Genomic DNA, 12,391 nt, shown 5'->3' on the forward strand with positions numbered 1-12,391 from the left:
TTGGGCTGTGGAATCTGGATTCATTTCAGTCGGCCGGAACGTCCGGATGTTGTTGATGCTTTCTGCAACAGCGCTCCTCGCCGGCTTTGTCGCCGCTCCGGCTCCCGCGTGGGCACTCAGTGAAATCCAGCGCGAAGATTTGCCTCCCGCCGGCGACGAACAGCGGCCGCTGCCGCCCGGCGCGACCGAACCTGCTGCACCCGATGCGACTGCCCCTCAGGACGGACAGCCCGCCTCGCCGGAAAGTGGAACCGAAAGCGATGACGAAGACCCTGCGCGCAGCAGCGTCGCGCGGCCCGATGTCGATCCGAATGCGCCCTTGCCCGAGATATTATACGATGTCGAGAAGCTGCCTGAGCCGGTGCAGCGCATGCGCAAATTGCTCATCGAGGCCGCAAAGACCGGCGACATCGAGAAATTGAGGCCGCTGCTGGGGACGGGCGAAAATGCGACGCAGCTTTCGCTGGCCGACATCAACGACGATCCCATCGCTTTCCTCAAGAGCCAGTCTGGCGACCCGGAGGGCGAGGAAATCCTCGCAATCATGGAAGAAGTGCTCTCGGCCGGCTATGTGCATCTGGATGCGGGCACGCCCGAAGAACTCTATGTCTGGCCCTATTTCTTTGCCTATCCGCTCGACAAGCTGACGCCGCCGCAAAAGGTGGAGATTTACAAAATCGTCACCGCGAGCGACTTCGAGGAGATGCAGAACTTCGGCAACTACATCTTCTATCGTCTGGGCATCTCGCCCGACGGAAATTTCGCCTTCTTCGTGGCAGGCGAATAAGTCAGGGCAACGGCGCTTCGGAAAACTCGACGGGCCTGCCCTGCCCCGCTGCAACGATCTCGCCTTCCCACATGACGCGCAGGCCGCGAACGAACGTCCCGACCGGCCAGCCCGTCACCTTGCGCCCGTCATAGGGCGTCCAGCCCGCGCGCGATCCCGCCTGAGCGTTCGAAATGGTTTCGCTGCGCTTGAGATCGACAACAGTCAGGTCGGCGTCATATCCAACGGCGATCCGCCCCTTGCGCGCCATGCAGAAAATACGGTTAGGGCCATGGCTCGTGAGGTCCACCAGCCGCTCGAGCGAAAGCCTGCCCGCGTTCACATGATCGAGCATGATGGGAACCAGCGTCTGCACGCCTGTCATGCCGGAGGGTGAGTCAGGATAGGGCTTCGCCTTTTCCTCCAGCGTATGCGGGGCATGGTCGGAACCGAGCACGTCCACCACGCCCTGCGCGATGCCTTTCCAAATCCCGTCGCGATGATGGGCCGCGCGAACGGGCGGATTCATCTGGATTAGCGTTCCAAGCCGCGCATAGTCGTCCGTGGTCAAAGTGAGATGATGCGGCGTGGCTTCACAGGTCGCAATGTCCTTGTGCCCGGTGAGGAAATCGATTTCCTCAGCAGTCGAGATGTGCAGTACGTGAATGCGCGCGCGAGCACGCTTCGCAATCTCGATCAGCCGTTGCGTGCATTGCAGGGCTGCAATCTCGTCACGCCAGACCGGATGCGACGACGGATCGCCCGGCACGCGCTCGCCCAACCTCTCGCGCAAGCGAAACTCGTCCTCCGAATGAAAGGCGGCGCGCCTGCGCACATTCTTCAGGATCGAATAGACCCCATCATCGTCTTCAACCAAGAGATCGCCAGTGGACGACCCCATGAATACCTTGATGCCTGCGGCGCCCGGCAGGCGTTCCAGTTCCGCCACCTGCGCCGCATTGTCCCTTGTGCCACCGACCCAGAATGCAAAGTCACAATGCATGCGACCGGTTGCGCGGCGCACCTTGTCCGCAAGCGCCCCCTCGCTGGTGGTCAGCGGCTTGGTATTCGGCATCTCAAACACCGAGGTCACACCGCCAAGCACCGCCGCGCGCGAACCTGTTTCCAGATCTTCCTTGTGTTCGAGGCCGGGCTCGCGAAAATGAACCTGGCTGTCCACGACACCCGGCAGAATGTGCAATCCGGTGCAGTCGAGCGTCTGCGCGGCGGAGGCGCGGGAAAGATCGCCCAGCTGTGCGATCCTGCCTCCGGCGACGGCAATGTCGCGCTGACCCACGCCGTCGTGATTCACGACGGTCGCGCCTTTCAAGATCAAATCATAGGTCGCGGCCATGCCCAAACTCCTGCCCTTGCTCGTCAGGTCGCTGCGGCTTACGTAAGGTCCGAGTCAATTGCAAGAAGCCTGCGATGCCTGTTGTGAAACTGAAAGACCGCGCGGTCATAGAGGTAAGCGGACCGGACGCCGGACATTTCCTCCAGAGTGTGCTGACGACCGATCTCGATTCGCTGCCGGCGGGCATCGCGCGGCCCGGTGCGCTCCTGACCCCGCAGGGCAAGATATTGTTCGATTTTCTCATCTTCCGCCTTGGCGAAGATCGCTTCCTGCTCGACTGCCGGGCTGACATCGCAGCCGACTTCGCAAAGCGCCTGACATTTTACCGGCTGCGCGCCAAAGCGACGATAGAGACTAAAAATCAAGATGTTACAGTTGCGTGGACACAAAATGATTCACCTGCTTCAGAAACTGATTCAACGCGAGTCAGGGATAGCCGGTTCGTGGATTGTGAGGTTGTCCGGTTCTACGGGACCGGACCGGATGCGGACCACGCGCTGGAAGCATGGACTTCGCTGCGGATCGGAAACGGCATTGCCGAGAGCGGAACGGACTATGAATTGGGCGACGCGTTTCCCCATGACGTGCTGCTCGACCAGATGGAAGGCGTTGGCTTCCGCAAGGGCTGCTACATCGGACAGGAAGTCGTTTCGCGCATGCAGCACCGTGGCACGGCGCGGCGTCGCGTCCTGATCGCAGAAAGTGACGCGCCACTCATCCAGAAATCAGAGATCAAAGTTGATGGTCGCCCCGTGGGGCAGCTTGGCTCGACAGTTGGACATCAGGCCCTCGCCATTGCCCGCATCGACCGGGTGAAAGCGGCGGTGGACGAAGGCAAGGCGATAGAGGCCGGCGGCATCGGCGTGCGCCTTGCGATACCCGCCCGGGCCAATTTCACCTTCCCACAGAATGCGGTAGAGGAAGGCTGATGGCCGACAGGTCGGGCGCGCCACCCCGCGCATGGCAACGCATGCTGTCCGGACGGCGGCTGGACCTGCTCGACCCATCCCCACTCGACATCGAGATTTCCGACATCGCGCACGGTCTTGCACGCGTGGCGCGGTGGAACGGCCAGACGATCGGTGACCATGCCTATTCCGTCGCCCAACACTCGCTGCTCGTCGAGGATATTTTCGGCACGCTCAACCCGAAGGCGACGCAAAGCTGGCGCCTGGCCGCGCTTCTGCACGACGCGCCCGAATATGTGATCGGGGACATGATCTCGCCATTCAAGGCAGTTGTGGGCGGCGGATACAAGCGGATCGAGTCCGGCCTTCAGGAGGCTGTCCATGTTCGGTTCGGCCTGCCCGCCCAATGTTCTGCCGCTTTGAAGGCAGCCATAAAGCGCGCCGATCAGGTCGCTGCCTATTTCGAAGCCACAGTTCTCGCAGGATTTTCAACGACCGAGGCAGCTCAGTATTTCGGGCGTCCGCGCAATTTCGACCCCGGCGACCTCGATCTCGTGCCGCGATCCACCAAATCCGTAGAAAGTGCATTCCTCAAGCGTCACGGACAACTAGTCTGACACACCGGCGGACTTGACCAGTTGGTCATAAGTTATGTCCGCGAGCTGGGTCAGGGCCTTCTCGGGCAGATTGCCGGTCAGCGCACATCCATAGCCGCCGTCCAGCCAGAACAAAGTGTCCGTCCCCTTGACGCTCAAATATTTGTATCCGCTGTCCTGCCGGGTCTCGTCCTTGGTAACATAAAGCGAGAGCCTGTTGCCGGTGGGGTCCTGATACATGAATTGCGCGGCGGTTTTTCCGTCAAAGGGCAAGAGCCGCCCGCCGACAAGATCAAACCCACCGGATTTGAGATCGGGAGCGACGATCTTGACCCCGACGCGGTTGGACAGCCAGGCGTTCAGATGATCGGTCTGATCCGCCCCGACTTCAACAACGTGGCGCTTTTCATTTGCGTAGATGAGATGAGCGGCCATCGCATTTTCTGCAATCGGCTTCAACATCGCGGGCTGCTGCACTGTTTGCGTCCGTTGACCGGCGAAATAGCCGCCCAACCCTCCGAACACGAGCAAAGCCGCCGCCGCGGCATAGCGGCTGAAAGTTCCGGCCCTCGCGGTTTTGCGCGCGTCGCCGACAACTACCGATCTGAGCCTTTCGGGGATCGGTTCATGCGTGACGCCTTCCAGAGCGCTGCGCAAGCGGTCGCGGTCCTGCATATAGCGCTCGAACAGCGCCTTCATGTCGGCGTTGGCTTCAACCCAAAGCTCGAACGCGGCGCGCTCGTCGGCGGGGAGTTCGCCGTCCAGTGCGAGGTGAATGTCGGTTTCCGTGAAGGCGCGGCTCATTTCTCCACCACCTTCAACATGCGCCGCCGTGTGTTGTCGTCCAGAAGCCGCCGCATCTCTTCGCGCCCACGGGCAACGCGCGACATGACAGTGCCAGCGGGCACGTTGAGCATTGCTGCAGCTTCCGCGTAGGAGAAGCCTTCGACACCAACCAGCAGGATTGCCGCCCGCCGCTCGGGGGAAAGAGCCGCGAGCACGTCCGTTATCTCCCGCGACTCAATCACATCATGTTGGAGAGAGAGTTCAGCAAGCGCCTCGCGGCCGTCCAGCGGAAGCATCGTATCCTCGCCGCGACGAATCCTGCGGCGCGTCTGGTCGATAAAAAGATGGTGCATGATCGTAAAAAGCCATCGACGCGGGCTTTCGCCCGTCTGCCAGTTTTCCATTCTGCCGAGCGCACGCTCCAAGGTGTCCTGCACAAGGTCGTCGGAGCTTTCCCGGCCTCGCAGCAATGCCCTTGCATAGCGTCGCAAACGCGGTATTTCCCCAAGGATCGCGGTTCTCCTATCGTCCATGAACCGGTCAATCCTCTCCCTGCACAGCCCGTGATATTTCCATTCCTGCCTGATTGAACGCTTTGGGCAAGCCGATTATTCCATCAACGCAATTGAAGGATGCGTTCGTCCTATTGATTTTCATTGCGATCCAATTTGCATTATACCCATCATGAAACGGAGATGCCCTTCATGAGCACGTCAACCGCAGCCGTACGCCAGAAGCATTTGCCATGGCTCATCATTGCTTGCGGTTGCCTGATCGCTGCGCTCACCTTCGGGCCGCGCTCCGCGATGGGTTTCTTCCAATTGCCCATGTTGGCCGAACGCGGTTGGGACCGGACGACATTTGGGCTCGCCATGGCCATACAGAACCTGTTCTGGGGCCTGGGGCAGCCGGTTTTCGGTGCGTTGGCCGACAAGTTCGGCACCTGGCGCATTCTGCTTTTGAGCGGTCTTCTCTATTCGATCGGACTCTATCTGATGTCTGTCGCCGAAAGCCCTACCCTGCTTAATCTGAGCGGCGGTGTTCTCGTCGGTCTTGGTGTGGCTGCCGGTTCGTTCAGCATCGTATTGTCAGCCTTTGCGCGAAATGTCGCGCCGGAAAACCGTAGCTTCGTGTTCGGCCTCGGCACCGCAGCAGGGTCGGCGGGTATGTTCCTGTTCGCGCCGATCAGTCAATCACTCATTAATGAGTACGGCTGGGCCGACTCGCTCGTCATCATGAGCGCTTTGATGCTGGTCGTTCCGGTGCTCGCCATTCCGCTCGCAGGCAATGCCCGTTCGGGCGCTGCGATTCGCGCCGAAGTTGAGCAGACGGTTCCGGAAGCCCTCAAGGAGGCGTTCGGCCACCGCAGCTATATGCTGCTGACAACCGGCTTCTTCGTATGCGGGTTCCAGGTAGCGTTCATCACGGTGCATTTCCCGCCCTACCTTCGCGACATTGGCATCGACGCAAAATATGCGGTCATCGCGATGGCGCTAATCGGTTTCTTCAACATCATCGGGTCGCTTGCCGCGGGGTTTATCGGTCAGCGCCGCTCGAAGCCGCATTTCCTCGTTTTCATCTATCTCGCGCGCTCAGTCGTGGTCAGCGCATTCCTGCTCCTGCCGCAGACGCCTTTCACAGTGATCGTGTTCGCTATCCTGATGGGCCTGCTTTGGCTCTCCACGGTGCCGCCGACCAACGGCCTTGTCGCCATCATGTTCGGCACACGTCATCTCGGAATGCTCGGCGGCGTGGTATTCCTCTCACACCAGATCGGCTCGTTCCTGGGCGTCTGGCTGGGCGGTTATCTCTATGACCGTTTCGGCACCTACGATCCGGTGTGGTGGCTGGGTGTAGCGCTCGGCGTATTCGCCGCGCTCGTGCATTGGCCGATCAGGGAAGCGCCCGCGCCCCGTCTTGCGCTGGCTCCCGCTGAATGACGCGCCGTACTGCGCCAATAAAGGCTGCGCGTGCTTCCGGGACATTTATTCCACGTGGTTCGTAGACATGGCGCGCGAAGAAGTGCGAGGTAAGTCGAAACGCTGCCTCAAGTGAGGCGACATCGGTCGACGATCGCGCCTGCGAGTGGAGGAAGGCGGGCAGCGCAAGCAATTTGTCGCGCCACGGATCGCCCGCCTCTTGCGAAACAGCGCGCCCGGTTTTTGGCGAAACATAGGCCAGCCCGGTGCGCTGTCCGGTCGCCGCGCATTCGTTGAGGTCCAGCCCAAGCCCCAGTTCCTCAAGCACCAGAAGTTCGAAGCGCACGACAAGCACAGCCGCGATCTCCGGCTGGTCGAGATGATCGAGCACGACGGCAAGCGTTTCAAACAGGCCGGAATGCGGATCGCGCTCCGGGAGCAGGCGCAAATGTGCCGCCAGTGTCTGCAATCCAAAAATAGCGACCGCGCTGTCCATCAGCCGCGCGGCATTCAGCGAGAGAGGTTCGACCTGAAACATGCCCAGATGCTCGTCGAGCCGTGCACGCCAGATAAGATCCACGAGGTTTCCCGATTGCAGGAGTGGCTGCTGCTTTCGAGAGCGGCCACCGCGTACAATGCCCATGTGCCGCCCGTGGGCGCGCGTCATCACCTCAAGGATGACGCTGGTTTCGCCATGCCTTCGCGCCCCGAGTATGATTCCTTCATCCCGCCATTCCATCGCGAAATTGGATCATGCTCCGTATCGGCGCGCAAGCTATACGCTTTCTCTCCTGCCACTGCGCGCAGCGCGCAGGATGGCGTCGATCAGCCTGTGCACCTTCAGCGCCTCGCGCCCGGACACTTTCGGCTCACGCCCCTCGCGGATCGCGGAGACAAAATCCTGAAGCACGGCCCGGTGGTGCTGGTGCGGAAACGCCATCGGATCGCTGCCTGCGCCGATGGATTCGCTGCCGTCCGTGGCTTCAGCGGATTCTCCGTCATTGAATTGCACCGCAAGCCTGCCGCTTTCGATGCGCGCGGTTCCATTCGTGCCGATGATCTCCAGAAAGTCCGGAAAACCCGGATAGGCCGAAGTCGTTGCGCCGATGGCGCCCAGCGCGCCGTTCTCAAAGCGAACGGCGGCGAAAGCTAGATCCTCCGCTTCCATGGCATGAACAGGGCTTGTCGTCGCATAGCCGCTCACTTCAACTGGCAATCCGGCCAGAGAAACAAGCAGGTCGAGCGTGTGGATGCCCTGGGTGAGCAGGACGCCGCCGCCGTCACGGGCATAAGTGCCTCGTCCCGGCTCGTCATAATAGCTTTGGGGCCGCCAGTTGGACAGCCGAGCTGAGCCGCTGACCAGCGCGCCCAATCTGCCTTCCTCGATGATACCGCGAAGGGCGAGCGACACCGGACGAAAGCGGTGCTGCAAAACCACACCAAGCTTCACCTTCGCGCGTTCGGCGGTTTCGACAAGGCGCTTTGCACGCTCCAGCGTGATTTCCAGTGGCTTTTCCAGCAGGATATGTTTGCCCGCACCCGCCGCGCGCTCCACCAGTTCGAGGTGGGTGTTCGGAGGCGTCAGGATCATGACCATGTCAATCGACGGGTCCCCGAAGATAAATTCGGCGCTGTCCGCCACAGGCCAACCGGTGCGCAAATGAAAAGCATCGCGCCTCTGCGGAGTCGGGCTGTAGGCAGCGGCAACCTCAACCTCATCCTTCAGATCGAGAAGGCTGCGCGCATGCGGCTCGACGGCCATGCCGAGCCCGATCAAACCCACGCGAGTTACAGCCAATCCGGTATCCCCGTTGCCTTGAGCGCGGCGGATATGCCGCGCAGTTCCGCCAGCCCCTTCAATCGTCCGATGCAGGAATAGCCGGGGTTCACCTTCTTGCCGATGTCATCAACGATGGCATGCCCATGATCCGGTCGCATGGGGATTTCCCAGTCGTCGCGACCTTCCCCGCGCCGTCTGCCTTCCTCCGCCAGCAAAGCGGCGATGACGCGAACCATATTCGTGTCGCCGCCCAGATGCTCTGCTTCATGGAACGAGCCGTCAGGCTCCTTCGTCACGTTGCGCAGATGGGCGAAATGCACATGAGGGCCGAACTCACGCGCCATGCGCGGCAGGTCGTTCGCCGCGTTCGAACCGTAGGAGCCGGTGCACAGCGTAAGGCCGTTCATCATTGACGGGACGCCTTCGATGATGGCGCGAGCGTCCTCGGCGCGGGAGACGACACGTGGCAACCCGAAGATCGGGAATGCCGGGTCGTCCGGGTGGATCGCCATGCGCACGCCGTGCTCCTCGGCAACAGGAACGATTTCGCGCAGGAAAGCGATCAGATTGTCGCGCAACCCTTCGGTGCTGAGTTCCGCATAAAGATCCAGCGCCGCCCTGAATGTATCCCGGTCGAAAATGAACTCACGAGCAGGAACCCAGCCGATAAGATTCTGCTCCAGCCCCGCGAGATCGCTCTCGCTCATTCTTGCGAGGCGCTTGCGGGCGGCTTCGATGCGTTCCGGGGGATGATCCCCCTCGGCCCCTTTGCGCCTCAGCACCAGCGCGTCATAGACGCAGAAATCCACGATATCGAAGCGCAGCGCGGTTCCGCCATGCGGCATCGGAGCATCAAGGTCGGTGCGCGTCCAGTCGGTGATCGCCATGAAATTATAGCAGACGGTCTTTATGCCTGCCGCAGCAACTGCGCGAATGGATTGCTTGTAGTTGTCGATCAGTTCCGCGAATCGACCCGTGCGTGTTTTGACATCCTCGTGAACGATGATGCTCTCGACCACGTCCCAGTTCAGTCCGGCCGCCGCGATTTCGGCCTTGCGCCGCGCAACCTCCTCGGCAGGCCAGGCGCGACCGTCGTTCAGATGATGCAACGCCGTGACGACGCCGCTCGCGCCCGCCTGCAGGACATGCGAAAGCTGAACCGGATCGTCGGGCCCGAACCAGCGCCACGTCTCTTTCATCGAAGAACTTCCTTCAAGGTCGCAGCAATGCCCCGTGTGCGTATGGAATGCAGGTGACGCGCCGTGATAGCAAAAAGCGCCGGTCTTTCGGGCGCACCAGAAGCAAAGCCCGCGGCATCGAACACGGCTTCCACCATGTCGCTGGCGTCGAGCTTTCGGGCGACAATCGCCGCAAGCGTTTCATCGAGCGGATCGGTGAAATGTGCGGGCGGCGACGTCACCCCGCGCGCTTCACAGGCAGCTATCCATGCGGCAGGCGTCAGCATGAGCGCATCGAAACTGCCGCCGTTCGCCGCGCGGTCGAGTGCGGTGGCGACAATGCGCTGAGGTAGTTTCTGGCTGCCGTCATTGGCAATCTGGGCGGTGCGGTGCTTGAGCGCGGGGTTGTCATATCGTTTGACGAGTTCGCTCGTATACGCATCCGGCCTGAGGCCTTGTCCGGAAGGCAGCGACGGCTTTGCCTCATCCCATAATCGCACGACGAACGCGCGGATGGCGGGATTGGAAAACGCCTCCGAGACCGTCGCGTGGCCGGACAGCAATCCCAGATAGGCGATTGCGGAGTGTGACCCATTGAGCAGGCGTAGCTTCATGTCCTCGAACGGCGCAACGTCCTCGACCATTTCTACGCCGTACCGTTCCCATTTCGGTCGTCCCGACGGAAAGCGGTCCTCAACCACCCATTGCATGAACGGCTCGGTGGTCACAGGCCACGCATCGGCGACACCGAGCGCCGCTGATATGCGCGCCCGGTCCTCATCGGTGGTCGCGGGAACGATGCGGTCCACCATGCTTGAGGGGAACGCGATTTCATGCTCGACAAGCTGCTTTAATCCCCGATCCCGCAACGCGGCATATTCGATCATCAGCCGTCGCAACGTCGCGCCGTTTGCCGGGAGATTATCGCAGGAAAGCACGGTGAATTGCTCTGCGCCCGCCGATACTCGACGCTCGATCGCTTCCGCAAGGAATCCATATATGCTTCTGGGATTCCGTGGATTTTCAAGGTCCCACACGATGTCCCGATGGCTTGTGTCCAGCGCTCCCGCTGCATTTCGAAGATAGGCCTTTTCCGTGACCGTAAGCGTTACGATCCGAACCAAGGGATCGCACAATTCGTCAAACACGGCTTGCGGGTTTTCCGGGGCAACGAGGACCCGCTGCACCGAACCCACTACCCGCAGCTTCTCTCCCGAGCCATCGACGACCGAAAGGGTATAAAGCCCGTTTTGTGGATCAAGCGCGTCGCGCGTATCGGGACTGCGAAGTGACACACCCACGATGTCCCACCCCTCCTCACCACCATTCAGGCAGTCATCGAGATAAACTGCCTGATGGGCACGATGAAATGCCCCGATTCCAAGATGAACGATGCCGGCCCTGCATCCGGCGCGATCATAGACGGGTCGCTCAACGACAGCCGGGATGCCCGCTATCGTTGCATCAGAAAGGCGGACGCTCATTCACGCGCCCCGGTGGCTTCGCATGCCGGCATGGTTCCTCCCTCGATGTGTCCTGCCCGAAATCGACGCTGAGCGTCAAGCGAAAAGTCATCATATGACTAAATCAAACTTGTCTGTTGACATTATTATTCGTGGCGAATAGCCATTGGTTCCCCGTGGGAGGAGCGGTGAATTTGACACTGGTGGCAGCCGACCTTCTGTTTGCGCCCGATGATCGGTCACGATCGATCGCGCGGAATCTCTATGCCGAGATCAAGAACCTGCCGATCATCAGCCCGCATGGTCACACCGAGCCGCGCTGGTATGCGGAGAATCAGAACTTCCCGGACCCGTCGCAGCTTCTGATCGTGCCGGACCACTATATTTTCCGCATGCTCTTCAGTCAGGGCATCCGGCTGGAAGACCTAGGTGTGCCGACGCTGGACGGCGCAGTCGTTGAAAAGGACAGTCGCGCCATCTGGCGGCGTTTTGCGGAACATTACTTCCTTTTCCGGGGCACACCTACGCGTGCCTGGCTGGACTATACGTTTGAGAACCTGTTCGGACTTTGCGAGCCGTTGACGGCGGGCAATGCCGATGCGCACTACGATGCGATTGCCGATGCGCTCAAGCGTGACGATTTCAAGCCGCGCGCACTCTTTGAACGCTTCAATATCGAGGCGATTTCGACGACGGACGGCGCGCTGGACGATCTCAAATGGCACCGTATGATCCGCGAAAGCGGATGGAAGGGTCGCGTCATTCCTGCCTACCGCCCGGACTCGGTGGTCGACCCGGATTTTGAGGGGTTTGCGGGAAATCTCGACCGGCTGGCCGAAATCACCGGCTGCGACACGGCAAGCTGGAAAGGATATCTCGACGCACACCGCGCACGGCGCGACTACTTCAAATCATTCGGCGCAACGTCGACCGACCACGGTCACGCGACGGCGGACACCGCGAATCTGGAACCTGCGGAAGCTGAGAAATTGTTCGATGCCATTCGCGCGGGCAAGACGGACGGCGCACAGCGCCAGCTCTTCCGCGCGCAGATGTTGACCGAGTTGGCGCGCATGAGCGCCGATGACGACCTCGTCATGCAAATCCATCCCGGCTCGTTCCGCAACCACGCACCCGGCATGTTTGCGCGTTTCGGTCGAGACAAGGGCTTCGACATTCCCACGCGCACAGACTATGTGCGGGCGCTCAAGCCCTTGCTTGACGCCGTCGGCACCGACCCGCGCGTATCCGTCATTGTTTTCACCCTGGATGAGACAAGCTATGCGCGCGAGCTTGCGCCGCTTGCGGGGGTCTATCCCGCGCTGAAGCTCGGTCCGGCCTGGTGGTTCCATGACAGCCCCGAAGGCATGCGGAGATTCCGCGAAATGACTACCGAGACCGCGGGCTTCTACAACACTGTCGGCTTCAACGACGACACTCGGGCCTTCCCTTCGATTCCGGCCCGCCACGATGTGGCAAGGCGAGTGGACTGCGCTTTTCTTGCCCAGCTCGTCGCCGAGCATCGCCTGCGGGAGGACGAAGCTCTCGAGGTTGCACACGACCTGACCTATCGACTGGCGAAGAAGGCATATCGGCTTTGACGGCGTGAATGTTCAAAAACGGGCGGCATCGCCCACCAAA

At 60.9% G+C, this 12,391-nt stretch carries 12 protein-coding genes; 5 read left to right on the top strand and 7 right to left on the bottom strand.

Annotated features, from left to right (window positions below):
- Nucleotides 1-55: 55 nt before the first annotated feature.
- Complete coding sequence (locus tag M9924_01285; GenBank protein ID MCO5063026.1) at nt 56-787, top strand: alanine and proline-rich secreted protein Apa; 732 nt, start codon at nt 56-58, stop codon at nt 785-787.
- 1 nt (nt 788) lies between these two features.
- On the opposite strand, the gene M9924_01290 is transcribed toward M9924_01285, so the two are convergent.
- The gene (locus tag M9924_01290) at nt 789-2,120 is read right to left on the bottom strand and encodes a dihydroorotase (GenBank protein MCO5063027.1); all 1,332 of its coding nucleotides are present in this window, start codon (nt 2,118-2,120) and stop codon (nt 789-791) included.
- 74 nt (nt 2,121-2,194) lie between these two features.
- Between M9924_01290 and M9924_01295 the strand changes: the two genes are divergently transcribed.
- Nucleotides 2,195-3,049 carry a folate-binding protein YgfZ gene (locus M9924_01295; GenBank protein MCO5063028.1) on the top strand — a complete coding sequence of 285 codons (855 nt, stop codon included), beginning with the start codon at nt 2,195-2,197 and terminating at the stop codon, nt 3,047-3,049.
- The gene (locus tag M9924_01300; protein MCO5063029.1) at nt 3,046-3,645 is read left to right on the top strand and encodes an HD family hydrolase; all 600 of its coding nucleotides are present in this window, start codon (nt 3,046-3,048) and stop codon (nt 3,643-3,645) included. The genes M9924_01295 and M9924_01300 overlap by 4 nt, the downstream gene beginning before the upstream one ends.
- Here the strand turns inward: M9924_01300 and M9924_01305 are convergent.
- Complete coding sequence (locus M9924_01305; GenBank protein MCO5063030.1) at nt 3,637-4,428, bottom strand: anti-sigma factor; 792 nt, start codon at nt 4,426-4,428, stop codon at nt 3,637-3,639. The two genes, M9924_01300 and M9924_01305, sit on opposite strands and share 9 nt — an antisense overlap.
- Nucleotides 4,425-4,943, bottom strand: a complete 519-nt coding sequence (locus tag M9924_01310) for an RNA polymerase sigma factor (GenBank protein MCO5063031.1) — start codon at nt 4,941-4,943, stop codon at nt 4,425-4,427. Before M9924_01310 ends, M9924_01305 begins: the two co-directional genes overlap by 4 nt.
- 171 nt (nt 4,944-5,114) lie before the next feature.
- On the opposite strand from M9924_01310, the gene M9924_01315 reads away from it, so the two are divergent.
- Nucleotides 5,115-6,350 carry an MFS transporter gene (locus M9924_01315; GenBank protein MCO5063032.1) on the top strand — a complete coding sequence of 412 codons (1,236 nt, stop codon included), beginning with the start codon at nt 5,115-5,117 and terminating at the stop codon, nt 6,348-6,350.
- Here M9924_01315 and recO read toward each other — a convergent pair.
- The 4 genes from recO to M9924_01335 are packed head-to-tail and all read right to left on the bottom strand — an operon-like array spanning nt 6,304 to nt 10,771.
- Nucleotides 6,304-7,068 carry a DNA repair protein RecO gene (recO, locus tag M9924_01320; GenBank protein MCO5063033.1) on the bottom strand — a complete coding sequence of 255 codons (765 nt, stop codon included), beginning with the start codon at nt 7,066-7,068 and terminating at the stop codon, nt 6,304-6,306. The genes M9924_01315 and recO overlap by 47 nt on opposite strands.
- A gap of 36 nt (nt 7,069-7,104) precedes the next feature.
- On the bottom strand, nt 7,105-8,127 hold the full coding sequence (locus M9924_01325; protein ID MCO5063034.1) for a Gfo/Idh/MocA family oxidoreductase: 1,023 nt from the start codon (nt 8,125-8,127) through the stop codon (nt 7,105-7,107).
- The gene (uxuA, locus tag M9924_01330; protein MCO5063035.1) at nt 8,118-9,308 is read right to left on the bottom strand and encodes a mannonate dehydratase; all 1,191 of its coding nucleotides are present in this window, start codon (nt 9,306-9,308) and stop codon (nt 8,118-8,120) included. The genes M9924_01325 and uxuA overlap by 10 nt, the downstream gene beginning before the upstream one ends.
- Complete coding sequence (locus M9924_01335) at nt 9,305-10,771, bottom strand: mannitol dehydrogenase family protein (protein MCO5063036.1); 1,467 nt, start codon at nt 10,769-10,771, stop codon at nt 9,305-9,307. Before M9924_01335 ends, uxuA begins: the two co-directional genes overlap by 4 nt.
- 173 nt (nt 10,772-10,944) lie before the next feature.
- Here M9924_01335 and uxaC point away from each other — a divergent pair, with 173 nt between their 5' ends.
- On the top strand, nt 10,945-12,351 hold the full coding sequence (gene uxaC / locus M9924_01340) for a glucuronate isomerase (GenBank protein MCO5063037.1): 1,407 nt from the start codon (nt 10,945-10,947) through the stop codon (nt 12,349-12,351).
- The last annotated feature ends 40 nt before the right edge of the window (nt 12,352-12,391 follow it).

It is taken from the genome of Rhizobiaceae bacterium, assembly GCA_023953835.1.
Lineage (GTDB): Bacteria > Pseudomonadota > Alphaproteobacteria > Rhizobiales > Rhizobiaceae > Mesorhizobium_G.